This is a genomic window from Limnothrix sp. CMB-01, from assembly GCF_055193175.1.
The window spans coordinates 4,513,355-4,538,545 of sequence record NZ_CM143720.1; the positions used below are offsets into that span (position 1 = coordinate 4,513,355).

Consider the following 25,191-nt stretch of genomic DNA (forward strand, 5'->3'; position numbering starts at 1 on the left):
GGAGTTCAATCGCCCATATCATCTTAACGGCGCTCACTCAGAAAGGCGACACATTCCACATGGGGCGTTTGGGGGAAAAAGTCCGCTGGCTGCACCCGATCGAGCTGATATTGTCCCTGTTCACAGAGCAGCTTCAAATCTCGGGCCAGGGTGGCCGGCTTGCAGCTCATGTAAACAATGCGGGATGGGGCGATCGCCCGTAAGGCTTCAATCACGCCCGGCTCACAACCTTTTCGGGGCGGATCCAACAACACCACATCCGGTTGCAGTCCCAATTGGGGCAGCAGATCCGCCACTTTCCCCACCTGAAATTCAACATTGGTGAGCTGGTTGCGTTCGGCGTTGTGGCGGGCTTGGGTGACGGCTTCCGCTTGGGCTTCAATCCCGATCGCCCGGCCGGCTCGCTGGGCCAAGGGTAGGGTCAGGGTTCCCACGCCGCAATAGGCATCCACCAAAATTTCCCGGCCGGTCAGGGCCAGTTGTTGGTGAATGGTTTTCAGCAGTTCTTCCGTTTGGTCGGTGTTCACCTGAAAGAAGGTTTCCGGGCGAATTTCAAACACCAATCCATTCAGGTGTTCCTCCAGGGCCGTCCGCCCCAGAACGCAGCGGGTTTCGGGCCCAAAAATCACGTTGTTGCGCTGGGGCTGCTGGTTCACACAGACCCCCACCAACTGCGGAAATTGCTCGCGCCACAGTTCCGCTTGGGTGGCCAAACCGGGCAGCGCTTCCCAGTCGCGTACCACCAGGGTGAGGAGCATTTCGCCCGTGCGCCGCCCAATTCGTAGGGCCAAGTGACGCACTGTGCCCGTGTGGGTGGTTTCGTCGTAGGGTTCCCAACCGCTGGCGGTCAAGTCCTGCTTCACCTGTCGCAGCAGGGGATCGAGTCGATCGTCCTGTACGGGACATTGGTTCAGGTTCACAATTTTGTGGCTGCCCTTTTGGTAATAGCCCGCCCGAATTTGATCATCGGGGCCGGGAGCCACGGGATAGGTGGCTTTGTTGCGGTAGGCCAAGGGGGCAGCGGCGGCCAAAATGGGCAAAACGGGTGGCTCTTCAAAGCCGCCGAGCCGGGTGAGGGCCTGTTCCACCTGTCGCTGTTTGGCCAGCAGTTGGGATCCATAGGCCACATGCTGCCATTGGCAACCGCCGCACTTGTCCGCCACGATGCAGCCGGGTCGGACGCGATCGGGCGAAGGATCCAGAATCGACAAAATTTTGGCCCGGGCAAAGGTGGGTTTCACCTGCAACAGCCGCACCGATAGGTAGTCGCCCGGTACGGTTTCCGGCACAAACACCACCCGATCGGCCCAACGGCCCACGCCATCCCCCGAATCGGCCAGGTCGGTAATTTCCAGCTCGATCGCCGCCCCCTGTTTCCATTCCGGTTGGTTCATCTGATTGTCAAGGGTGGTGGTCATGGCTCGATCGGCCTCAATCTCAATAGCGTGCAACGGCGGGCCAATGCGGTTGAGTGGCGTTGTGGGCCCTGGGCCTCCGGTCGATCGTGCTCCTGCACCGGCCGCGACGGGAAACCGAACCGGCCCGGCGCAAAGGTGCGGTGATACGATGGAGGCGCGCCACAGCTCGATCGCGTCATGACGCTCGATCGGGCGATCGCCACCGGCCAACTGCATTGGCCCCCATTATCTCGCCTAGTACGCCACCCGATCGCCTGCCATGTTGAAAGCTCTGCTGGGAGACCCCAACGCCCGCAAACTCAAGCGGTTCCAACCCGACGTGGTGGAAGTCAACCTCCTTGAAGAGGACATCGCGAAGCTGTCGGACGACGAACTCAGGGGCAAAACCGCCGAATTTCGCCAAAAACTGGCCCAAGCCCGCAACGACAGCGAACGCAAGGAACTGCTAGACGACATCCTGCCCGAAGCCTTCGCCGTGGTTCGCGAAGCGGGCAAGCGGGTGTTGGGAATGCGCCACTTTGATGTGCAACTCCTGGGCGGCATTGTGCTGCACAACGGGCAAATTGCAGAAATGAAAACCGGGGAAGGAAAAACCCTGGTGGCCACCCTGCCGTCCTACCTGAACGCCCTCACGGGTCGTGGGGTGCATGTGGTGACGGTGAACGATTACTTGGCCCGCCGGGATGCCGAGTGGATGGGCCAGGTGCATCGGTTCCTGGGCCTGTCCGTGGGGCTGATTCAGCAGGGCATGAGTCCCGAAGAGCGCCGCCGGAACTATGCTTGCGACATCACCTACGCCACCAACAGTGAGCTAGGGTTTGATTATCTGCGCGACAACATGGCCACCACCATCAACGAAGTGGTGCAGCGGCCCTTTAACTATTGCGTGATTGACGAAGTGGATTCGGTGTTGGTTGATGAGGCCCGCACCCCGTTGATCATTTCTGGCCAGGTCGATCGCCCCACCGAAAAATATCTGACCGCCGATGAGCTGGTGCGGCAACTGGTGCGCGATGACCACTACGAAGTGGACGAAAAAGCCCGCAACGTGATCATGAGTGATGAGGGCTTCATCGCCGCCGAGCAAATGTTGGGGGTTACGGATCTGTTTGATTCGGAAGATCCCTGGGCCCACTACATCTTCAACGCCCTGAAGGCCAAGGAACTCTACCTGCGGGATGTGAACTACATCGTGCGGGCCGGGGAAGTGGTGATTGTGGATGAATTCACCGGGCGGGTGATGCCGGGTCGCCGCTGGAGCGATGGCTTGCACCAGGCGATCGAAGCCAAGGAGCGGGTGGAAATCCAGAACGAAACCCAAACCCTCGCCTCCATCACCTATCAAAACTTCTTCCTGCTCTATCCCAAACTGGCGGGCATGACCGGCACGGCCAAAACCGAAGAGGCCGAGTTTGAGAAGATCTACAACTTGGAAGTGACGATCATTCCCACCAACCGCACCAACTCGCGGAAGAACTACTCGGATGTGGTTTACAAAACCGAGGTGGCCAAGTGGAAGGCCGTGGCCGAAGAGTGCTTGGAAATGCACGAAATGGGTCGCCCCGTGTTGGTGGGAACTACGAGCGTTGAAAAGTCGGAATTGCTGTCGGAACTGCTGGCGGAGCGCAACATTCCCCACAACCTGCTGAACGCCAAGCCGGAAAACGTGGAGCGGGAATCGGAAATCGTGGCCCAGGCGGGGCGGCGCAGAGCCGTGACGATCGCCACGAACATGGCCGGTCGCGGCACGGACATCATCTTGGGCGGGAACGCGGACTACATGGCCCGGCTGAAGGTGCGGGAATACCTGATGCCCAAGCTGGTGCGCCTGGAAGAGGAAGATGAGTTTGAGGTGATGCAGGTGGCGGGCCTGAGTGGCCGGCAAAAGGCCCAGGGCTTTGGCAACTCGAACAAGAAGCGCAAAACCTGGCAAGCGGCTCCGGAAATTTTCCCCACGCCGATTACCTCCGAGGCGGAAAAGATGCTGAAGGATGCGGTGGCCTTTGCGGTCAAGACCTATGGCGAGCGATCGCTCCCGGAGCTAGAAGCCGAAGAACTGTTGGCGATCGCCTCGGAAAAGGCCCCCACCGATAATGAAGTGGTGCAAGGTCTGCGGGAAGCCTACAACCAAATTCGCCGGGAATACGAAGCCTTCACCGACAGTGAACATGAAGAGGTGATCCAACTGGGTGGCCTGCATGTGATCGGTACGGAACGCCACGAATCGCGCCGGATTGATAACCAGTTGCGCGGGCGGGCGGGTCGCCAAGGTGACCCCGGTTCCACTCGGTTTTTCCTGAGCTTGGAAGATAACCTGCTGCGGATCTTTGGGGGCGATCGGGTGGCCGGCCTGATGCAAATGTTCCGCGTGGAAGAGGACATGCCGATCGAGTCGGGAATGCTGACCCGATCGCTCGAAGGGGCCCAACGGAAAGTCGAAACCTATTACTACGACATTCGGAAGCAGGTTTTTGAATACGACGAGGTGATGAATAACCAGCGTCGGGCCATCTATGCCGAGCGCCGCCGCGTCCTTGAAGGGGAAGACCTGAAAGAGCGGGTGATTGAATATGCCGAGCGGACAATGTTCGACATTGTGGATGCCTACGTGAACCCCGATTTGCCAGCGGAGGAATGGAATCTGGAGAAGATGGTGGACAAGGTAAAGGAATTTGTCAGCACCATCCAAGACCTAACTCCCCAACAGATTGAGGACTTCAGCCCTACGGAAATCAAGACTTTCCTGGCCGAGCAAGTGCGGATTGCCTACGACATCAAGGAAGGGCAAATCGACAGCCTGCGCCCTGGCCTGATGCGCGACGCGGAACGCTATTTCATCCTTCAGCAAATTGACACCCTCTGGCGCGAGCACTTGCAGCAGATGGACGCGCTGCGGGAAACGGTGGGCCTGCGCGGCTATGGCCAGAAGGATCCGCTGGTGGAATATAAGAGCGAAGGTTATGAACTCTTCTTGGACATGATGACCAACATGCGCCGGAATGTGGTTTATTCCCTGTTCCAATTCCAACCGCAAGTCCAGGAACGCGAACCGGAAACGGTTTAGGGCAGATTTAGACAGCCCCAGAGGATATCTGAGAAGTCCTTGGGACGCTTGCAAAACACCAGTCGTCGTCTAAGCAAGGGGCTTAAGCCCCTTGTCTGTAACTGATCGATTGTCTGTGTTCGAGATTCACAAGGTTGCCGTTTTGACTGTGCAGACATCCTCTCAGGGCGACGGATCAAGGTCGATCGAGAGTTGCGCGATCTCGGTTGGGGGTGGAATCACTTTCACCTCTAACCACCCATCGGCCAACTGAATTCGGAGTCGATCGCCCGGTTGGGTTTGGGCCGCCCGCCGAACGATCGCCCCTTGATCATCGCGCACCAAGCTATAGCCCCGTTGCAACACTTGGTTTGGATCCAGCGATCGCAGGGTCTGGTTGAGAGCCCGTTGCCGTTGCTGTTCCCGATCGAGCCGGTGTTGCATGGCCATGCAACACCGCCGCCGAAGATCCGTCAGCCGCTCCGTTTCCCGCTGCCATTGACGATCGGGGCGTAGCCGTCCCAACCGTTGCTGGAGCAGATCCACCCGATCGAGTCGATCCTGTAAGTAGCGATCCATGGCTAACTTCAGGCCCAAAGCCTGTTCAGCCCAGCGGTTGCGCAACTCCGCCAGGCTCGGCACGGCCCGTTCCGCTGCGGCCGTGGGCGTGTGGGCACACCAGTCCGCCACCCGATCGCAAAGGGATTGATCCCGTTGGTGACCAATGCCGGTGATCACGGGAATCGGACAATCTGCCAGGGTGCGCACCAGTTGCTCATCGTTGAAGCAGGATAGATCCTCCGTGGCCCCGCCACCCCGGGCCAAAATCAGCAAATCGGCTCGACCATCCACCACCACTTGCGCGATCGCCCGCATCAGACTGATTGGGGCCCGATCGCCCTGCACCAAAGCGGGCACAAACAACACCCGTAAGCCGGGATGGCGCTGAAGCAAGGTGCGCTGGATGTCTCCCCAGGCCGCCGCGCGAGGAGACGTGATCACCGCCACGGTTTGGGGAAAAGCGGGCAGCGGCCGACGGCGATCGGGATCAAACAATCCTTCGGCAGCCAGGCGATCGTGGAGCTGTTGCATTCGCAGCGCCTGCAAACCCGCCCCGGCCGGCAGCAGTTGCCAGGTCACTAGCTTCAGCTCGCCCCGTTTGGGCCAAAGCTGCAATTCTCCCAAGGCGATCACCTGCTGACCCGGTTCGGGCAAGCTCGCCAGTCGATCGACCTGGCCTCGCCACACCACGCAGCCGATCGCGGCCGTTGCCTCCCGATCGGTCAAAGTGAAATAGATGCCGCTGGGAAATGGCTTGGCGCTGGACACCTCCCCAATCACCCAAACCCGATGAAGCGCCGGTTCCGCCTCCACGCAATCCTTCAGCCACTGGTTGAGGGTGGCCACTGACCAAGGTTCCGTGGCGCTGCTGGGGGCCAACTCCGCAGCCCAATCTTCCGCCATGGCCTATGGCTCCTGGGGACGGGCCGCCAAAATCCGCTCCACCAAACCGCTGGTGCTGCTGGGCACTTCAATTTTCACCAGCTCAATGCGGCCACCTCCGGCAAAGACGGCCGGCGCTTCCGGCAAGGTTTCCACCCGATAATCGCCCCCTTTGACATAGATATCGGGCTGCAACGCTTCGATCAGTGCCGTGGCTGTGGGTTGCTCAAAAATCACCACCGCCGCCACCGCCCGCAGCGCCAACAACACCTCCGCCCGCTGGGCTTGGGGCACGATCGGGCGAGGGGGAAACCCGGGCCGCGCTGGTTTCAAGCCCGCCACCGATTGATCACTGTTCAACCCCACCACCAACGATCGCCCCAATGCGCGTGCCGCATTCAGGTAGCGCACGTGGCCCGCATGGAGCAAATCAAAGCAGCCATTGGTGAACACCAACGGTCGCCAGCGATCGGGATCCTGGGCGATCGCCCGTTGCAGCCCTGCCAAATCGCTCACCATTGAGGGCAACTCAAACCCTTCCGTCAGGGTCGGAGCCACCAGGGCGATCGACTGAGTAGCATTTTCAACGGGTGAGGGGGCGGTCATGGGGATAATTTCAAGGCTCAATTTCAGGGTTTAATTGTTGGGAGTTTGATTGTTGGGAGATTGTTTGCAAATTAGGGATTGGAAGTCAGCCACTTTTAAGCGCTTTCAAGCTCCCCTTTCAAGCCACCTAACTTTCCTGCTTGACAGCACTTTCATGCCAGTCTTTGAGAAGGGCATCGGACAGGGCCGAAAGACCCACAAAAATCAAAATCCCCAAGCCCGTCACCAACAACAATGCTGCAAACATTTTCGGAATTTGCAGGTTATAACTGGCAATTAGAATTTGATAGGCAATGCCTGATTTTGCGCCACCGGTTCCAGCCACAAATTCCGCCACCACGGCTCCAATTAAGGACAGGCCACCGCTGATTCGTAACCCCCCTAGGAAGTAGGGCAACGCGCTGGGTAACCGGAGATAAATCAATCGCTGCCAAGGATTGGTGTTATAGAGCTTAAAGAGGTTAGTTAGGTTGCGATCGACACTGTTCAGCCCCAAGGTGGTGTTAGCAACCACCGGAAAAAAGGCCGCAATCCAGGCACAAAGCACCAATGCTCCCAACGTATTATCCTTGAGCCAAATCACAATCAGCGGCGCGATCGCCACCAAGGGTGTGGTTTGCAGAATCACCGCATAGGGAAACAGGCTCCGTTCAATCCACTTGTTCACCGTAAACAGCACGGAAATCCCTAGTCCAGAAACTGCCGCCGCCAAAAACGCAATGATCGTAATTTGCAGCGTCACCATTAGGGCCGAAAACAGCTCATTCCAGTTTTCAAATAGGGTTTGCAACACCAAGCCAGGCCGAGGGAGTAGATAGGGTGGCAGTCCGGTGATTTGCACAAATAAATCCCAAGCCAACAGAAAAGTCAGTCCCACCCCCAAGGGGGCCAGCACGTCGGCGGAAAAAACGCGCTGAATGAGCGATCGCTTGGAAATTAGGGGAGAACGACTGCGACTCATAGGCTTTAAATTGCGGGAATAATTCAGAAGATTCAGGATCAGGAAGGAATGCTCAAAACCGATCTTTCAGCGGGTTTTCGGCAGTTCTCAAGCAGTTTTTAAGGAATTGCTGGGTGGCTCTGGAATCATTGTAGGGAGTTTCCCCGCCATTCAAAACCAGAATTTTGCAATTCAAGCTCAGTTAATGCTCAGTCAATTTTGAGTAAATTGGGTCAACTTTGCGAAATCGACATTTGCACCATTCCCATTGACACCCTTACAAGGGAACCGTCGCACCCATGCCGAGGGCCAACGCTTCCGCCAGTTGGTAGCGATATTGGCCAAAAGTTGGAGATTGACGGAAAGTTTCCGATCGAGGATAGGGTTCGGGAATGTCCAGCTCCGTGACGATGCGCCCGGGATTAACCCCCATCACCGCCACCCGCGTTGACAAATAAACGGCTTCATAGATGTTGTGGGTCACAAAAGCGATCGTCCAGCGCTTTTGATGCCACAAATTCATCACGTCTTCATTCAGTTTGTTGCGGGTAATTTCATCAAGGGCCCCAAAGGGTTCATCCATCAACAACACCTTGGGTTGGGTGACGATCGCCCGGGCGATCGAAACCCGCATTTTCATCCCGCCGGAGAGTTGCCGGGGAAAGGATTTTTCAAACCCCTTTAACCCCACCAGCTCGATCGCTTCGGCCACGCGGTCTTCGCTGGCCGATCGGGAAATTCCCGCCAACTTCAATGGCAACCGAATATTTTCCTGCACCGTTGCCCAAGGCAGCAGGGCAGAATCTTGGAACACAAAGGCCAAATTCCGGCGAGCGTCCGGCATCTGCCAAGTCAAATCTCCTTGGGTGGGACTGCTCAGACCCGCAATCAGGCTCAAAATGGTGCTTTTCCCACAACCAGAGGGCCCCACCAAGCTCAAAAATTCGCCCTCGTGGATCGTGAGGGACACATCTTGTAGGGCAACGGTTCCCGTGGAAAAGGCCTTGGTGACGTTGCTCAGGGAAATGGCGGGTTGCAAGGTCGATCGCACTGGAGGAACGGTGGAACTCACGGGGCAGGCACTCAAAAACAAACTTCAGCGCTGTTAACCAGCATGGTTGGCTCCTGCTGTTCACCAGAACGCGGCCAACGACCGTTCAGCACGGCTGTTAACCATTGTAGCGGCTTGCTTTGACCGGTCTGGGAAGCGAAGGAGTGCGAATCGGTTCCTCCCGAACCACCCAAACTCCCCTTACCCGGCCGGTGGGCGACGGGGCCGTGGCGGGCGCGGGGGCAACTCTTCGTAATCCACCACCACTTCATCGGGCAAATTGGCCCCGTCGAGTTTGACCGTGCGCGAGGGGGTGGGTCGGGGGCGGGGTGGTCTGGGGGCGATCGGTTCTGAGTTGTCCGGTCTTGCAGCAGCGGGCGACGGTGAATCCGCCGACGCATTGGCAGGCGTTACGGGGTTTGCACTGGGGACAGAATTTGGACTGGGGACAGGAGATGAGTTTTCCAGGGCCTGACGATATTTCTTGCGCACGTAAACGGGCTTGGAACCCTCGGGCACAGGCTCAGGGGAAGGAGCAGGCGACGGCGTAGTCTGATTGGGGGGCGCACCTTCCGGCGGTTGGCGATATTTCTTGCGCACGTAAACCGGTTGCCCTGTGCTTTGCTCTGCACTTTGCCTTGTGCTTTGCTCTGCACTTTGCCCTGTGCTTTGCCCTTCGCTGCCTGTGGTGGGGCTGACCGGAGCGGGCGGCGCGGCTGCGGCGTTGGTCGGGGGTGGCGTTGGGCTGGGCGTTGGTTTGGGTGCTGGGCTAGGCGTTGGGGCAGGACTGCTGCCGGGCGATCGGGAAGCTCGCAGGTTGGCCAATTGGGTCTGGATCTGGATCCAAAGCACGATCCCAAAACCAGTGAGGGATTGGCGGAAAGCTTGCCAACCGGTCAAGTTAGGCTGGCTGGGGCGAAAGAGATTCAGCAACCCGGCCCAGCGATCGAACTGGGGCAACGCGGCAACCAGCACCTCATCCAGGCTCGATCGCGCCACTTGTTCGCGCAGCACCAGGGTTTGCCACCCTTGCCAGGCCATCAACCCCACCACCACCCCTTGGCTGAGCAGCACGGCCCCATGCAGTTGACCACTGCAAACCCACAACACGAGGGCATAAAACAGGCCAAAGCTGCTCCAAATCACGTCACTACGCCGTGACAGGATCGGAAACCGCAGGGCGATCGCGTAGAGCAACAGGCTCCCGATCGCCACTAAAATCGCCAATCCATAAGCCAACATCCCGTCTTTATTCCCCCGTGGGTCACGCTAGAAACGATCGCTTTCTTGGGCCGGAACCACGCCGGGCTGATTCAAGAACAGGTTCCCCGCCGAGTCGTTTTGATAAACACAGTCCACACGGGGTTTGCTGTCAATGCTGCCGGTGAAAGCAAAGGTATTCATCCGGTTTTTGCATTCGGAAACCTGTTTATCCGTCACCACGCCCCGTTGTTGCAGCACGGCCCAGTTGTTGCTGCGCATGACGCAACCGGGCTGCATTTCCGGCTGGGACACGTAAACACTGAAGGGGCTGAGGGTCACAAAAATGCGCGCATTCATGGAAATGGCGCTGGCTCCAAATTGGGCACAAAGTTCCGGGTTGGGAGCCGCCCGATCGATAAATTCCCGCGAAGCCACATTTTGCGGATCAACACTGGCCGAAGAGCTGAACCCAATGCCCACGCCCATACCCAGGATGAACACGCCGGCCAAAATCGCCACCACCGTGTAGTTAAAGCCTTTTTTCTTGGGTGGTTCGGGCGATCGCCCTTCCGATCTCGGTTCGCGATCCGCGTCGCGCCCGGCCGACTCGCGAGCGTTTCCCCGATAATCACTGCGATAACTGTCGCGATCGCGGTAGGGATCGCGGGCGGGTTGCCGTTTGCGGTTCATAGCCAATGGTTAATCACCGATAGGAATTTACTGATCATCAAACTGATCATCAATCTGAATCTCAGTCTAGATTTCAGTCTAAATTGATCCAGTCTGGATTGATGCATGGTTTGTGGATCTCTTGGGGCCCCGATCGGGATTCCCAGCCCCAAAGTTTCAACGAGTCTGGTATCCTGCAAGCGATCGCTCACCTACGAAAAAGCGCCCCACCGATGGGACGCTCGTGTGCAGAGGAGCGATAGTCGATCGTTTTGATGAGTCACATGCGAGTCTAACATGGGAGTCAGACCCCTCTGGGCCGGAATTGTTAACCGGTTTGGGGTTGATTCTGCTTGCCCATTCTTGCCTATTCTGGGGCGATCGCCAGATGGGATCGCAGATCCAAAAGCTTCTGCCAGGCCAATCCTTGATCCAAAATCGTGGCCGCCTGAGCCAAGTAATTCTTCAATGGCGTTCGATCGGTGAAGTCATCGGGCCGATCGGAGCCAGCGCTGCTCAGTCGCCAAAGATAGAAACCCGCATTCCAAATCACACTGGTGCGCCAGGGGTGATCTTGGCCATGGTTCCCTTGGAACAGGGAACTCAAGTTTTCAGCCCATTCAACAGCCGTCCCCAGGGGCAAATTGCTTTGGCTATATCCCAAATCCCAGGGGTTGAGACAGAGGCGATCGAACCGGCCCGGTTGCCCCAATCCCGTGATTACTGTCCGATCGTGCGGTAAGTCGGGACTGCCTTCGAGGCCCTTGACCGTGGTGAAAGACTCAATTTGATGCAGCGCCAAGGCATCACGCATCATCTGTTCCGTGGGCGGATGCACAAACCCCATCACCCGATGTTGGAGCCCTTGGTAGGGCGACCACAACAGCTCCAGGGTGGCCAGGGGCGGCCGTTTGCCAATTTCATCGCGGTAGGCCGCCAGGGGCAAGGTTTCGGGGAAATGCTTCGGCAGGTAGCAGTAGGTTAGGCCCTGTTCTACCAAGCACCGTTCCACCTGCTCCCAACGGGCCCGAGTCCAATCCAAACCCAAGGCCTGCCACAGTTCCGTGAGGGTGATGCCATATTTCGTGGCCATGCGATCGCCCCCATGAAACAGCAAGGGAAACCCCGCCGCCGCCAAGATCAACCCCGTGGCGATGCCCAAAGGGGCCGTGCGCGATCGCCCGTCATAGGGAATCCCAAAGCTGACCAAGGGCCGATCGAGGTCGATCGGCCCCAAGCGCGGCCCCAACTCAGCGTAAGCATCCAACATGCCCGCCAACTCTTCGCCCGTGGGCCGCTTAATCCGATGGGCAATCAGAAACGCACCAATTTGGGCTGGGGTGGCCGCCTGGGTCAACATCAGTCGCATGGCTTCGGCGGCCTGCGATCGATCCAAATTTTTGCCTGTGTGGGGCCCGCTGCCGATGGTTTTCAGCAGCTCGCGGAAGACTTTGCTCATGGGAAACGGCAGGTTACTTGCGGGTGGTTGAAGGTGGTTCAGCGGAGTTTGGCGGGAGAGGCGGTCGGGGCCTGGGCAGTCCGGGGCGTATTATCAAGGGCGATCGAGAGATTAGCAAACTCCCTTGGTGGCCGATGTAGCCTGTTGCGTTCTTTTGGTTCAAACCGGATTCGCTCCGGATTCGCTCCGGATTCGCCCTGAATGTCCCCCAACTTTGCCCCAACCGAATTTGTCCAGCCTTGACCCAGCCGCCGCAACCATCGCCACAACCATCGCCAAAACTGTCCCGATCGGCTCCTTTGACCCGGAATCAGGCTCAATCCCACTGTGAGGATGATTAGGGATGGGTGATTGCCTCAAGCATCCCAGCAGTGATACATTCCGGCTCAATTCCTTTCTCGATCGCGTTCCACGCCGCAGCCTATGCAAGCTCCGATCGCGTCTCCTGTCATGCGCCATAACGCCGTGGTGACTCCATTTCGGCCCAAGCAACCGCAACCCCTCCGCATCATTGCCATGGGCGACAGTGTGATTTATGGCTACGGCGATCTCAGTGGCGGCGGTTGGGTTGAACGATTGCGCCGCCAGTGGATGGCTCCCGACTCAGCCGGCCATGTGATTTATAACTTGGGCGTTCGGGGCGACAAGGTGAGCCAAGTGAGCGATCGACTGGAGTTGGAATTTCGCAGCCGGGGCGAGTTGCGCAATCGCCTGCCCGATCGCCTGATTCTTTCCGTGGGCACCAATGATTCGCCGCGAGTGGGCCGGGCCGATGGCAAAAACATGACCCCCATTGAAATCTTTGGCCCGCAAGTGGAAGCCTTGCTCGATCGGGCCCAGGGCCTCTGTCCCGTCTTGTTTGTGGGCATGATTCCCGTCAACCCCAGCAAAATGCCCTTCTTAGAGTGTTTGTATTACAACCACGCCGATCAGTATCAATATAAAGAAGTGATCCGTCGGGCCTGTGAGACGCGACGGATTCCGTTTTTAGACTGTTTTGAATTGTGGCTCGCGCGTGGGGCTTCCTGGGTTGAACAGCGCCTCGGCTCCGATGGTTTGCACCCCAATGATCTGGGCTATGAAAGTCTCCTGGCTGATGTGACCGCATGGCAACCGATCGCCCAACTTGCCGCCATGGACACCAAGCCGATCGCCTAAAACCAGTTTTGGTTTAATCCATCCCCAACCACTCGATCGCCCTTTCCTTCAGTCCCATCCTCCAATCTAGCCATCGGTTGGAGGATTTTTATGAGGTGATCAGCACAATCAGCCACGATTGAGCCTCCCAGCGCAAATAGGCGCGTTCTGCTTAGAAAACAGCCGAAAATCTCCCTTATTTGCTTCCTGAGAAATCAATTTCATCCTCTGGTAATAGATTCATCACAGGTTTAATTTTTATTTCGCCTTTAAAGCAAATCTCAAAAAATCATTTTCAAAATTCACTTTTTCTAGATTTCGCAAACCGCAATCAGCAAAATCGTTTACCATGGTTTACGTGATCCATTCATCCATGCACGGGTCACAAAGGAGTAAGGCGAGATGCAATCAACGCTGCTGTTGCTGGTCTTGTGGGATCTAGAACGCATGACGGGGGCGGGCGTACCTCGCAAAGGCAAAGTTAGTGGCAAGGGTAAGGACGACACGGCGCGATCTCGCTGTGGCAGCAAGGTCAAGGTTTCGGATTTTGAGGAAGCGGTGGATGCACTGCTCCAAGCGGGAGCTGTGAGCGAGAACGGGGGACGGTTATCCCTGACGGCGGCGGGCAAGGCGCGGCTGGATCAAGAATTGCGGGCGGGCAAACTGACGTTTTGGACAAAGGGACAAAAGGGCACGGTGGTGAGTGCCAAAAATGCTCAGGCGGCGTTGAATTGGTTGCAACAGGCTCCCGCTCCGGCGGCTGGGGCTGTTTTGGCGGGCGAAAAAATTACGTCCTACGACGAATTCAAGACGGTGGTTTTGGACACCCACAAGTTCTTGAATGAGGAACATCGCTGCGAAAATTTTGTGCCGATCTACCAAATTCGTCGGCAACTGGGCGATCGCATCTCCCGTACGCAATTCGATGAATGGCTGTTGGAAATGCAGAGTAGCGAAGTTTTCCAACTGGAAAAGGGCAACGTCTCCGAGGCTTCAAAAGATCAGGTCAAAGATTCAATTGAAACAAAAACTAGTGGACTTCGGTTTTATGCCAAATTGCTGTAGAGCGGCTTGATTGCTCCTGTTTTGTTCCTTGCACACCAGATCGCAAAGTTGAGTTTTGGGTTATGACAAGTGCTTCCCCTCTGCATGAAATTCACCAGGCTATTCAGGAATATAACCCGTTCAACTTGCGATCTGTTGTTAAACACCAGGATGTTTGGAATGTCGATTTTGTTGATGTTGATTTCTTGCACGCTCAGGTATCTGATTTGATCCTGGGTAAGCTGCAAGAAACTCAAGCAGTAAAAGATCCGGAAAAGAAAATTTCTTCGTTTGTGATCACCGCTGAACAGGGGGTGGGTAAAAGTCACTTGATTCGTCGATTACATCGACGGATTTATGAGGGACAAAATGGCTTTTTTCTTTACATGAGCTTTTCGCTCTGTGGCGACATCAATTTAATTCACTACGAACTCAGGCAGGCGATCGCACGCAGCTTGTCTCAGAGCTGATTTATAAAGACAATATTAATCAGCCATCCCCGCTAATCGTTTCACCATCAAATGCATTAAGCAGCCGTAGATCATCCCTTCGCTCGTCTCCGAATACAACTCATAGTCCTTGCTCAATCGCCGAAATCGGTTCAGCCAGCCAAACGTCCGCTCGACAATCCATCGCTTGGGCAACCTCTCAAACCCTCTACCGATTCGGCTGATCACCTCCACGCGCACACTCTCACCACACACACGCTTCACAGCATCCGCAAACTTTTTCCCGGAATACCCCTGATCGACCCAAACAACTTCTAGCCGAGATAGCTTCTCCTTCACTTCCTCTAACACCACAATCGCTCCCAGTCGCTCAGAAGCATTCGCTTCAGTCACCAACACCCCCATTAGGAACCCTTGCGAGTCAACGATAATGTGGCGTTTACGTCCCTTAACCTTTTTGCCACCATCGAAGCCGTAGACCACCCCCTTTTTCCGTCGTTTTCACCGACTGAGAGTCACCGATACTGACACTAGATTGCTCTGAACGACCTAATTTGCTCCGCAGTTGCTCTCGCATCTGGTCATGCATTTGCTGCCAAATTCCTTTCCGTTGCCATTTCTGGAAGTAATGGTAGACCGTGCTGTAAGGGGGTAAATCGTGAGGCAGCATTTCCCACTGGCAGCCAGTGCGCTGGACGTAAAAGATGCCATTGAGGATTTCTCGGAAATCAACTTCTATCGGATGTCCAAAGCCTTTAGGAGCGGGCAGCAGCGGCTGGAGGAGCACCCACTCATCATCGCTCAAATCACTGGGATAGGCTTTGCGGGTAGGATTGGCAATGACCGGGAGACGACTCATGAGCTGGGTGATACTTCGGGTAGGTCTAGCCTAAAACCGAATTTAGAGCTGCCAAGTCGGCTTTAGCTTCTCTTTATGAATTAGCTCTCAGTCAACCATTCTGGGCATTTCTCAGTGGCAACTGCTGGCGGCATCCGTAATCGAGAAAGCGTTGCTCGATCCCAAGAGTCAGCAAGTTTTTGATCCTGCGGTCTTTTCTAAGCGCTTTGGGAAACTCTATCGCAGCCATTTGGCCCAGGGGCGTGACCTGATTACAACCTTGGTGAACAAATGCCAAGGACTGTTTCCAGAGGTCGATCCTGATGTGCTGCGGGCGTTGTTGTGGACGCTTTCGGAACCTCATGCGCCCTACGCCATCAAGTGGCTGGGTGGTGATGAGCTATCTTCTGCGCGTGTAGAAGAAATGGGGCTTCCGAGCATGGCGACGGCGGAAGTTTCCAAGGAACCTGAATCATTCAAGATTTCTCTGGCACTACTCAAGTTGCTATCAGCACATAGACCTATTTTGCTTTGCTTTGATGAAACAGAAATCCCGCAAGTCAGTGATCAGGGATTTTCTTCAACACAAATTCTGGCTTATTTAATTAAGCAAATTTTTGATTCATTACATCAGGGTGTAGATGCCGGGGGTCTAGTTCTTTCATCATTTATGTTTGCCAACGCATGGTCTACTGAAGTAGTTCCATTAGCAGGCGCTGCTGATCGTATGACGGCTGGTACAGGCGATCCGATTAACCTTAAACAGCTTGATGGTCAATCTTTGCCGAAGCTTGTTAGGTTTTTACTAGCCAAGAAATTCTATGAGCCGCGAGGCTTAACTCCGCCTGATCCATTTTATCCCTTTGATGAAAATGAGCTGAGGGAACTTGGTAAAAAGGAGCGACCGCCAATTCGTTATGCCCTACGTTGGTGTGCTGAGAACTTTGTGGTGACAGCACCACCGATTCCACCGGAAGAGCGCTTTCAAAAAGGACTCGAAGAGAAGCTGCAAGACGACTATCGCGAAGCAATGGCTGATAGCGCCACTGTTGCAGAAAACCTGCGCTATTGTTTTGAGTTGGTCGTCAATCAAACCATCAGCGGTGAAACAAAATCCGGCGAGAAAATCGAAGGGGCTACGATTACCGCGATCGCCAATATTGAACCCAAAGCCAAAAATGCTGGCTACATCAACTTCAAGATTGTCGGAACCGAACAGGACAAACCCTTCGCGATCGGGGTAGCCGTCCTGCAACAATCGGGCCTCTCCTTTGCCGCCGGTTTGAATCGCCTAGTGGACTACAAAACCTATGGGCTGACGCGCGGCTGTCTGATTCGTGGCGCAGACTTCAAGATCAAGACCTTCTGGGATTCCTACAAAACCTACCAGAACTTTATCCAGCGCCAAGGCGGCGAACATATTGAACCTGACCCGGAACAGTTGAAAGTCTTGATGGCTCTAAAAGCCGTCTTTGAAAGCGCTTCAATTTATGGCTTGACGGAAGCAGAAGTACAGGAGTTTTCTCGCGAAATTGCACTGAATAATGAAATTTTACTGGAAATTCTCAGTGATCCATCGGGTTTGATTGATCCGAGCATTATCGATGATGAAACCCTCGTCAGCATCATTATTGGTGACGATGATTTGATCGATACCAGCGCGATCGAGGACAACGAAGAAGACCTGATCGATTTTTTGGTGGGTAGTGGCGACGATGATTTAGAACCAGACGGCGCGAGCCAGCCCGCAACTCCACCCACTGATGCATCGACAATTCAGTCACTCACTCTCAAGTCTGATTACAAAGGCAAAAAACTTTGTGCTTTTACCCTGCGTGGCGAAAATTATTCGGTCAAGAGCTGGCGCGAGTTCTTTATCACCATTAACCAAGTACTGGCAGAGAAACACGCCGAGAAATTTGTCAAAGTTGCGCTGGAATCCAATGGCCGAAAGGCTCGGTTTTCTCAAAAAACTGAGGGGATGTTTAAGCCTATCTTCCTAGAAAAGGTAGAGCTATACATTGAAACAGATTTGGGAATTTCTAGCGTTCTAACCCTCACGGAAAAACTGCTAGCTCCTCTGGGGTATTTGGAGGACGAATTGACTTTGCAAGTGGTTGACAAAATTAATTAGTAATCCAGCCACATGGAACTACAACCCAAACCCACCGCCGCCCTCTGCTTGCCAGAATCTGAGATTTCAGCACTGTTGCAAGGGCGAATGTTGGCGATGTTGTCCGCCACGTTCATCAAGCCCCAGCGTATGTTGGCGCTTCAGCCGATTCCCGATCGCCTCAATCCCCGATCACACGATCGCCCCTACCGATTCGCAGATTTGGGTTCCGAGAGCTTTCCCCCTGCCATCCGGGCGATCGTCACCTGTGTGGAATGCCAAATTATTGACGACTTGGCGGCCGTTGACGCGATCGCCGCCCTCACCATTTGGTCTGAGGATTTCCTCGCTCGCTCGATCGCCACCAAAGGACATTTATTCCTAGCCACCGTCCGTGCTTTTCGACTGCTCACCCCCCACCCGCTGGAGCACGATTTTGAAGACCTCAGCGCGATCGGAAAATGCGTGGTGATGCCCCGTCCCTTCACAGGCGAAAATCCTGAGCCGGTGCTGCCAGAAGCGGTTTTCAAACGGCGATCGCAACAACTGCGCGATCGACAGCCGCCCGAACATTCAGAACTCGAAGCCCTCCAATCCACCCTTGCTGATTTAGCCAACACACTGCCCAGCGCCACACAATTAGACAACCGCATCCAAGCCTTTTTGGGGTGGCGCGTGCCAGGGCGATCGTCCCGTCTCAGTCCCTGGATGAGCAAAATTTCTAAAGTCGGCGCATCCAGCGAAGGCAATGAATTCGAGCGGCTGGTGCGCCAAGCCATGATTTCTTTGGGATTTTCTAACCGCAATCAAAACCCCAAAGCTAGCCTTGATCCCGATAGTGTTGGCGGCGCAGGCGGTCTAGATTTTGTTTGTGAATCGCCCTATTTAATCATCGGTGAATGTAAATCCAGCAGCCGCGATACGCTACCCGATGGGGTGTTTTCGCAGCTTATGAAACTTGGTAACAAATATCTCAATCCTGAAGACTATGAACAAGCCATAAAATTAGTCATTTCTGTTGGTAAACCCAACCACCATGCTCAAAAAACAGCCCAAGGCAACCGTATGAATTTGATTAAACCCACCACCCTAGAACGCTTGGTTAAGCTCAATGTTTCCTATCCTGGTTCGTTGAATTTATGGGAGCTAGAAAATTGCCTAAAAAATCCGCCCTATGCTCAAGAAGCCGATGACCAAATCAATAACTTTATAGATGAAAAAATCGAACAATTGCGAATTCGTGCATTTTTGATTGATTGCCTGAAACGACTAACAAGTAACAATCAAAATAGAGGAGCCAGCACAGTCGAGCTTCACGCGGTCTATATCACTTCCCAGCCACCAAAATTACTGGAAATGGAAGATCTGCACAGCGTGGCGATCGAACTGGCTTCCCCACTCACCGGTTATCTAAGCCGCGAAAAGGGTCGTGAGTGGCGGGACGATCGCTTCTTTTGGTTGCGCGACCTGGCGATCGAAAAAATCTAGGCGATTCCTTTTCAGTCCTCATTCTCGGGCTACTTCAGTGCAGGTTTCCCGATCTTTCTGTAAATTGGGCTTGCCTTCCCGTTCTCGCCCAACGGAAAATCGCGTTTCAATATAAGGCAAATCGATCGTAAAACAACTACCCACATTCACTTCACTGGTCAACCCCACACGACCACCGTGAAGTTCAACAATTCGCTTCACTAGAGCCAAACCCAAACCCGTTCCCTCATATTTACGATTGAGGGCACTATCAATTTGCACGAACGGCTGAAAAAGACGCTTGATATCTTCTGGCGCAATCCCAATACCCGTATCAGTGATCGAAATTCGCACAAAATATTTTTGTAATTCTCCATTTTTGTCTGCCTCGTCCTCGCCCTCTTCCTTTTGGCAAGTCACTTCTAGGGTGATGTGTCCCCCTTCTGGCGTAAATTTAAAGGCATTATTGAGCAAATTCAACAAAACTTGGCGGATACGACGTTCATCGATATATAGATCTGGCAAATTAGGCGATAGATTGGTTTCCAGTCGAATATTCTTTTGTTCGGCTTGGGGCTGAATGAATGCCACACTTGATGCGCAAAGCGCCCCGATCGCGACGGTCGTGCAATTCAGCTCCAAAAATTCCGACTCGATTTTGGCAATATCCAAAATATCGTTAATTAGAGCCAGAAGATGCGCGCCGCTTTTTTCAATATTTTCTAAGGCTTTGTGCTGTTGCTTATTAACTCCACCAAAGATACCCTCTTGCAAAATTTCCGCCACTCCCAAAATTGTATTTAACGGAGTGCGGAGTTCGTGGCTCATGGTTGCCAAGAAATTATCTTTCAGTCGATTTGACTGCGCGAGTTGATTGTTGGCTGTTTGCAACTTTCGCAGTAGGGTTTGCTGCTGATTAACCATATTGAAAAAGACATCAGACAAGTGGCTAATTTCATCGCCTGAATTGTTGATGTCCCTATGATCCCCGATCGTGCGATCGCAAACATCTAAAATGGGTTGCAAACGGCGATTTAAAAATCGAATAAATAACCAAACAACCAAAAGCAAAAAGACGGCTGCAATGATTGTGGCGCTAATGGCTCCTAGCAGAGCAGGCTTGGCAACCGTCTCATAGGGAATCGCTTCCAGCATCACCCATTGGGTTCTGGGAACTGTTTGATAAACCCAATAGATTGAATCAGATTCAAAATGTGATTTTTCAATGCCTTGGTTAATTTGGTAACGAATTTGTTCCCAAACCGGTTTTAGGGATGGAATGGATGAAACATTAGCCATTTGGGCAGCCTGACGAGGATCAAGAGAATAACTCAAGAGTTGCCCATTTTTTGTGATTAGGGCATGGTAGCCATTGCTATTGAATGAAGGATCATCTTGACTCAAATTAAGATCACTAGCATCAATATCTTTATTAAGATCATCAATATTAATATCTCCGTTCATCACGGCAATTAATTGACCTTTTTGATTACGAATCGTCCCTGAAAAGGTCATGAGCGGAATGGGATAATTATCATTCATATAAGGCTCTGACCAAAGATAGCGATCGGCCTTAGCCGCGTCTTTAAAATATTGCATCTTGGGATATTGATCTACTGCCCATAGATCAACCAGCGTAAATTTAGGATTTTGAGCCAGGCTAACCCCGCGATCGGGAATAGATTCTTCAATATAGGGCCCAAACCACTCACGATCGACCAAGCCCTTGGGGAACTGCATCACCCCAAATCCAGTGATCAGCTTAGGACGAGCTGACATAAATGAAAGTACTAATTTCTCGTAGGCCTCAGGCGATCGCACACCACTATCGTGCAAGAAGATCGTTGCGGAAACCAAACTCTTTAAAAAGGTTTCACCACTGAGCAGCTCCGCATCAAGATGTCGAACCTTGTTATCCGTTTCCGACGTTAGTTGCAAAATCCGAACAGACTTCAGCTCACTATAAAATAAATACCCTAAGCTGCCGAGACCAATAGAAGCGGCAGAAATCACCGCCACAAACAAGCGAGTGCCGATCGAACGAAGTCCAAATTTCATTGATTTAGCCGGAACGGTTAGACCGTTTTGGGTTGAATGGCTTGTCATTGCTTAGCCCAGTAGCCTCAGTGGTGAACTGTGCAAAGTATAAAGAAGCACCTCTTTAACTAAAGAAAACCTAGTCTGAAACGCTTGTTAAGGCACATGGCAAAATCACGAGGTATAAAAACATAATTGAGTCCTAAATTTATGGATGCTAAATTTTTAAATTAGACTGAGAAAGATACAACAAATCTAACAGCAGTTAACATTTTTGCCCACGATCAATTAACTGTTGAATGACCTGATCAACAGCTCATCTGCGGCCCGCTCTTGGCCGGCCAACCAATACCCATAGCCCTCGTCTGCTGACTTCGGACAGCAGGCTAACTGTGGGGTGTTTCGCGTAATGCTTTTCCGGCCGTTTCCGCTCAGCCCTCGCCCTCAGACTCTTTAGGAGCCAGCTCCCCGATCGCCCGGCCCAAATAGGCTTCAACAAAAACCTGCGCCGCTTCTGGGTTCAAATGCTCCAGCGCATCCACGATCGCCGGAATCGATTCCGCCGTCGGGTCGCGTGTTTCCGCAAACCAATGGCTAATGGTGGCGCGATTGATGCCCATGCTCACCGCCAGTCGATTCTGGGCGATGTTGTACTGCTGCAATGTTTTGCGTAGTGCTTTCCCGGCTTTTCCCATTCAGCTTCCATCTTCAATCTGCTTGGGTGACAGTTCCCCGATCGCCCGGCCTAAATACGCCTCAACAAAGGCCCGCGCCGCTTCCGGGTTCAACTGCTCTAGGGCATCCACAATGGTTGGGATGGCTTCCGCCGTCGGGTCGCGCGTTTCCGCCACCCAATGGCTCATCGTGCCGCGCGCAATTCCCATCGTTACGGCTAAACGATTTTGCGTGAGGTTGTGTTGCTGTAGCGTTTCGCGTAGTGCTTTCCCGGCTTTTCCCATGCCGCTCATGGTGTCAAACTCGGGAAATCGCGTAAAGGTTGCGAGTTGACAACTTGATCGACTACAGTAAGTTTGTTGTCAATTCGCAGCACTCAATCGATATGACTACCCCAACCAACGGCGATCGACCCATTCTGGAACGCCTGAACCATCTGGACGATCGCTGCAACCGGATCATCCTCGTGGGTCAAAGCGAGTGGGTCGATCACCTTGTCAAGAGCCTGCACCTCTGCGGCATCGGCGAAACCATCCTGTGGAGTCCCGCCGTCCCCACGGGCCAACCCGATCAAGTGGTGCGAATCCTGTCGCGATCACGTGTGTAGCTATTCGTCGCGCAGCAGGTCTACCGCAACGGAATAGAGTTCCTGTGCCTGATCAATTAGCGCTTGAGCATCAGTGAGGGAAAGGTCAGAACTGGTGTCATAATCAGCGCGAGTTCTTTGAGCCTGCGCATCGATTAGAAACCGGTGAAATTTCACAGGAACAATCCCTGTCCGGGCCAAGTGCTGTCCAAAAGCACCGATGACTGCTGCGTGACTCGAAAAGGCCAACCCTTCGCGATCTAGCAAGGCTTCTGCGATATAAAAGGCAGCGTAATAAGCCCGAGAAACTGCAAAATCGTAGAAGCCCTGCGTTAATAGGCTATCGGCTGCTTGCAAGCTGCGTTGTGACTTTACCAAAAGAGCGGCTTGCTCTGGGGTCATAGTGTAATTCCCTCGCGCCGGATATTTCGCAGCAGAGGAGAATTCTCAAATTCAAAGCGCGATCGCCCCATAAAGAGTCGCGATATCAAAATGTTGTGATCTAAGCAAAGTTGACCAATAAATTCACTGGTTTGGCTAATTTCTCGGCTGGGTGAAACCGGATCGCGTAAAACCACCAATAGATCCAGGTCTGAATCAGCGGTTGCCTCTCCCCGTGCCCATGAGCCGAATAGCATTAGTCGATCGAGGCGATCGGGGTAGGTTTGCTGAAAGTATGCCCGCAGTTGATGGGTGATGGGAATCAGAGCTGCTGGTAAATCGGGGACTTGCATGGGATGACTGGGGCGATCGCGCAATTTGCCCTGATTCTAGCTGTGCGAGAAATGACAACCCATATCGTACAGAATTAATACGCGACATTAATACGTGACCCTAAAGCTCTAGTTCTAGAAGGTATGTACTAGTAATAGTTTCATAGAGATTGCTAAAGCCAACGCCAGTTCCCAAATCGCGAAATTTGGCAAACAGTTGTTTCAGGTTTATTTCTCTAGCAACCTTATTCTCAATTGCCACTGTTGTTATCGCTTTCCAGCACTCGAGATAATACTTAGTTCTTTGTTTATCATTGAAATTGATAACTCCTTCTAAAAAGCTTTCCATTTCATGGAATGCAATTTGACGAGATTGAGCATAGATATTCCTACGGTTAATCACGCAAGCAACAAGTATATTCATGAATGCTTGGTAATTTGGCTTTTCCAGACGAGACCAGAGGGTATCGGCTACTGATTCTTGATTTTTATCCTTTTCTTGAGACTTCCTGGATTTCAATTCACTAATCTTTGAATAATCACTAAGAAACTTAGAGTTCATATCAAAAATCAGTCCAAATATTTTTTGTCCGGTGTCATCATTACTCAGAAATTCTTCAAGAAGGTCTGTCCTGAGTGCTGTATAGTCTCCTGCAATTGTATTGTTTAGCACTCGACTAAATAAACCAATAAACGTGGATCTTGTTGAATCATAATCCACTGTTACTTTCGTCATGGTTTTAATAATCGAATATGGCGTGTCTTTTTGATTTTCCAAAGAAGCCTGCTCAGCAAAGATACCAAGGTTTACACTGGCGCGCTGTACAATTTGCGGACGGAAATACCTTGCCAGCTCCAAATCAATCTGGACGACTTCATTCTGAAAATTAGCCGATTTTGCTATATCCCAAGAATTGTTTGTTTCAACAACTTTAACTAATACAAAAGGAGGCTTATCGTACAAAGAGATATTATCTTTCTCCAAAGATTCATCATCAATCAATCCCTTGACGAAACACATAGTTGTTTGACAACCATTAATAATGCTTGCCTCGGACAAATTAAGTATTGTTGTGTCACCAGCAATAATTTTAGATGATCTAAAGGTAATTCCGTTGTTGCGAGCCAGCATCACTTCTGGTTCCTGTTTGACCGTTTTGAGAATAACTTGATTTACGCTATCACCTCCAGATTTTGAAACCTTGCTTCCTTCGCCAAGAAAGAGCCTGATATTTTCAAAGAAAATTGCTTCACCAAATTCATGGTACAGGCGCTTCAATTCATATCCAGAAACAACGCCGATGTAAGCATTTTCAACTTGAAGTATTTGCCCATAAAAACGTAGTTCTATATCAGGCAGTTTTCCGGAAAGCTTGGAAAAGTTTGCCTTTAGGATAGATAGGATATCTGTTCCATCAATGAATAGTATTTTATTTCGCTCTTCTAAGCTTCTGTGGAAGGCGCATGATGACAAGTTGGCTCTTGAGTATTTTGCCAAAAGACCATTTTCAGAACTGCGTAAATCACTCATCGTCAAAACAATAAAGGTGATGCCGTAACCATCACCAAGAGATGAGTTATGTTTTAGAAGACTGAGCTGTTGTGGAGGCTGTTGATGATCAGTCTCTTGGATAAATCCCTCGAATTTTGAAATAACTGAATCAATTTCTTCAATGGTTCTAATTCTGAACTTAGATTGTCCTATAAGGACTAGCTGTCCTTCTTCCCCAAAACCTTTCAAGTCAATTCCTTTGTCATGACTTCCCTTGGTGGTTTCAATTCGAGACAGGTCAGGAATTACTTCCAAAGAAGATTGATTTGGATTTTGCATTTGAATAATTAATGCCTTGCAAAAATCTTCAAAGGCTTGTCCTTTTTCCTTGTCGGTAAACTGCTGAGAAAAGAATTCTGCTAGTTTCTCTCGCGATTCCAAAAAGTTAGGAAGTGTTGCCATTTTATTATCCCAGATATTGCTTAGTAGTGTTTTACCTTGACGATGGACAAGCTTCACATCTTACGATTGTTCCTGTGTTGATTTCAGTCTTAAGGTAGTATTAAGAGCTGCGAATAACTGAGTAAAGGTTAAATAGAACCCTGATGCCTACAATAATTTTAGATGTCTACAACAATTTTACCACTACCACATAGTCCCTGATCGTGCCTGTGATCACTACTCTGGTAGAGCCGTACCATTACTTCACTAGCTGTGCGCTGCTATAGTGCTTGCGAGCTACAAGATAAACTGAACTTTAGTTACTGAAGGAGTAAGGGAAGTGGGGGCGGGCGCGCCGATCGCCTCG

Annotated in this window: 22 protein-coding genes; 7 read left to right on the top strand and 15 right to left on the bottom strand. The window is 52.4% G+C overall.

The window, feature by feature from the left end; genetic code table 11:
* Nucleotides 1–23: 23 nt before the first annotated feature.
* A complete protein-coding gene (gene rlmD, locus ACZA91_RS18660; protein WP_463186476.1) occupies nt 24–1,394 on the bottom strand; it encodes a 23S rRNA (uracil(1939)-C(5))-methyltransferase RlmD in 1,371 nt (456 codons plus the stop codon).
* Nucleotides 1,395–1,677: 283 nt separating this feature from the next.
* On the opposite strand from rlmD, the gene secA reads away from it, so the two are divergent.
* Nucleotides 1,678–4,482 (top strand): preprotein translocase subunit SecA, encoded by a 2,805-nt coding sequence (gene secA / locus ACZA91_RS18665; RefSeq protein ID WP_463184023.1) that lies wholly within the window; start codon nt 1,678–1,680, stop codon nt 4,480–4,482.
* A 162-nt stretch (nt 4,483–4,644) separates the two neighbouring features.
* On the opposite strand, the gene xseA is transcribed toward secA, so the two are convergent.
* From xseA to ACZA91_RS18700, 7 genes are all read right to left on the bottom strand, one after another.
* Nucleotides 4,645–5,925, bottom strand: coding sequence for an exodeoxyribonuclease VII large subunit (gene xseA, locus ACZA91_RS18670; protein ID WP_463184025.1), 1,281 nt, complete (start codon nt 5,923–5,925; stop codon nt 4,645–4,647).
* Nucleotides 5,926–5,928: 3 nt separating this feature from the next.
* Complete coding sequence (locus ACZA91_RS18675) at nt 5,929–6,423, bottom strand: adenylyltransferase/cytidyltransferase family protein (protein ID WP_393014999.1); 495 nt, start codon at nt 6,421–6,423, stop codon at nt 5,929–5,931.
* Nucleotides 6,424–6,637: 214 nt separating this feature from the next.
* Nucleotides 6,638–7,471: an ABC transporter permease gene (locus tag ACZA91_RS18680; RefSeq protein WP_190355109.1), complete on the bottom strand. Its 834-nt coding sequence runs from the start codon at nt 7,469–7,471 to the stop codon at nt 6,638–6,640.
* Nucleotides 7,472–7,727: 256 nt separating this feature from the next.
* Nucleotides 7,728–8,522: an ABC transporter ATP-binding protein gene (locus tag ACZA91_RS18685; RefSeq protein WP_347278325.1), complete on the bottom strand. Its 795-nt coding sequence runs from the start codon at nt 8,520–8,522 to the stop codon at nt 7,728–7,730.
* Nucleotides 8,523–8,702: 180 nt separating this feature from the next.
* On the bottom strand, nt 8,703–9,743 hold the full coding sequence (locus ACZA91_RS18690; RefSeq protein ID WP_190530569.1) for a Ycf66 family protein: 1,041 nt from the start codon (nt 9,741–9,743) through the stop codon (nt 8,703–8,705).
* Between the two features lie 27 nt (nt 9,744–9,770).
* A complete protein-coding gene (locus tag ACZA91_RS18695; protein WP_190530568.1) occupies nt 9,771–10,394 on the bottom strand; it encodes a DUF3172 domain-containing protein in 624 nt (207 codons plus the stop codon).
* Nucleotides 10,395–10,740: 346 nt separating this feature from the next.
* The gene (locus ACZA91_RS18700) at nt 10,741–11,832 is read right to left on the bottom strand and encodes an anthranilate phosphoribosyltransferase family protein (protein WP_190530567.1); all 1,092 of its coding nucleotides are present in this window, start codon (nt 11,830–11,832) and stop codon (nt 10,741–10,743) included.
* Nucleotides 11,833–12,282: 450 nt separating this feature from the next.
* Here ACZA91_RS18700 and ACZA91_RS18705 point away from each other — a divergent pair, with 450 nt between their 5' ends.
* The 3 genes from ACZA91_RS18705 to ACZA91_RS18715 all read left to right on the top strand — a co-directional run bounded on the left by ACZA91_RS18705 (nt 12,283) and on the right by ACZA91_RS18715 (nt 14,483).
* Nucleotides 12,283–12,990: a GDSL-type esterase/lipase family protein gene (locus tag ACZA91_RS18705; protein WP_242030771.1), complete on the top strand. Its 708-nt coding sequence runs from the start codon at nt 12,283–12,285 to the stop codon at nt 12,988–12,990.
* Between the two features lie 381 nt (nt 12,991–13,371).
* A complete protein-coding gene (locus ACZA91_RS18710) occupies nt 13,372–14,034 on the top strand; it encodes a hypothetical protein (RefSeq protein ID WP_463184029.1) in 663 nt (220 codons plus the stop codon).
* Between the two features lie 62 nt (nt 14,035–14,096).
* Nucleotides 14,097–14,483 carry a hypothetical protein gene (locus tag ACZA91_RS18715; protein ID WP_463184031.1) on the top strand — a complete coding sequence of 129 codons (387 nt, stop codon included), beginning with the start codon at nt 14,097–14,099 and terminating at the stop codon, nt 14,481–14,483.
* A 15-nt stretch (nt 14,484–14,498) separates the two neighbouring features.
* Here ACZA91_RS18715 and ACZA91_RS18720 read toward each other — a convergent pair.
* Nucleotides 14,499–15,321 (bottom strand): IS5 family transposase gene (locus ACZA91_RS18720; RefSeq protein ID WP_463184033.1). Its coding sequence is split into 2 segments (ribosomal slippage): nt 14,499–14,955 and nt 14,954–15,321, totalling 825 coding nucleotides; the frame shifts between segments, so codons are not numbered across the junction.
* A 151-nt stretch (nt 15,322–15,472) separates the two neighbouring features.
* On the opposite strand from ACZA91_RS18720, the gene ACZA91_RS18725 reads away from it, so the two are divergent.
* Nucleotides 15,473–17,434: a hypothetical protein gene (locus ACZA91_RS18725; RefSeq protein ID WP_463184035.1), complete on the top strand. Its 1,962-nt coding sequence runs from the start codon at nt 15,473–15,475 to the stop codon at nt 17,432–17,434.
* 12 nt (nt 17,435–17,446) lie between these two features.
* Nucleotides 17,447–18,901 carry a DUF1802 family protein gene (locus tag ACZA91_RS18730; protein WP_463184037.1) on the top strand — a complete coding sequence of 485 codons (1,455 nt, stop codon included), beginning with the start codon at nt 17,447–17,449 and terminating at the stop codon, nt 18,899–18,901.
* A gap of 18 nt (nt 18,902–18,919) precedes the next feature.
* Here the strand turns inward: ACZA91_RS18730 and ACZA91_RS18735 are convergent, their stop codons facing one another.
* From ACZA91_RS18735 to ACZA91_RS18745, 3 genes are all read right to left on the bottom strand, one after another.
* A complete protein-coding gene (locus tag ACZA91_RS18735) occupies nt 18,920–20,938 on the bottom strand; it encodes a sensor histidine kinase (protein WP_463184039.1) in 2,019 nt (672 codons plus the stop codon).
* A gap of 410 nt (nt 20,939–21,348) precedes the next feature.
* Nucleotides 21,349–21,612 (bottom strand): helix-turn-helix domain-containing protein, encoded by a 264-nt coding sequence (locus tag ACZA91_RS18740; protein ID WP_463184041.1) that lies wholly within the window; start codon nt 21,610–21,612, stop codon nt 21,349–21,351.
* Nucleotides 21,613–21,885, bottom strand: a complete 273-nt coding sequence (locus tag ACZA91_RS18745; protein WP_463184043.1) for a helix-turn-helix domain-containing protein — start codon at nt 21,883–21,885, stop codon at nt 21,613–21,615.
* Nucleotides 21,886–21,977: 92 nt separating this feature from the next.
* Between ACZA91_RS18745 and ACZA91_RS18750 the strand changes: the two genes are divergently transcribed.
* A complete protein-coding gene (locus tag ACZA91_RS18750) occupies nt 21,978–22,199 on the top strand; it encodes a hypothetical protein (RefSeq protein ID WP_190530560.1) in 222 nt (73 codons plus the stop codon).
* On the opposite strand, the gene ACZA91_RS18755 is transcribed toward ACZA91_RS18750, so the two are convergent.
* From ACZA91_RS18755 to ACZA91_RS18765, 3 genes are all read right to left on the bottom strand, one after another.
* Nucleotides 22,200–22,580, bottom strand: a complete 381-nt coding sequence (locus ACZA91_RS18755) for a HEPN domain-containing protein (protein WP_190530559.1) — start codon at nt 22,578–22,580, stop codon at nt 22,200–22,202.
* On the bottom strand, nt 22,577–22,912 hold the full coding sequence (locus ACZA91_RS18760; protein WP_190530558.1) for a nucleotidyltransferase domain-containing protein: 336 nt from the start codon (nt 22,910–22,912) through the stop codon (nt 22,577–22,579). Before ACZA91_RS18760 ends, ACZA91_RS18755 begins: the two co-directional genes overlap by 4 nt.
* Before the next feature lie 100 nt (nt 22,913–23,012).
* Nucleotides 23,013–24,902, bottom strand: a complete 1,890-nt coding sequence (locus ACZA91_RS18765; protein WP_190530557.1) for an AIPR family protein — start codon at nt 24,900–24,902, stop codon at nt 23,013–23,015.
* Nucleotides 24,903–25,191: the final 289 nt, after the last annotated feature.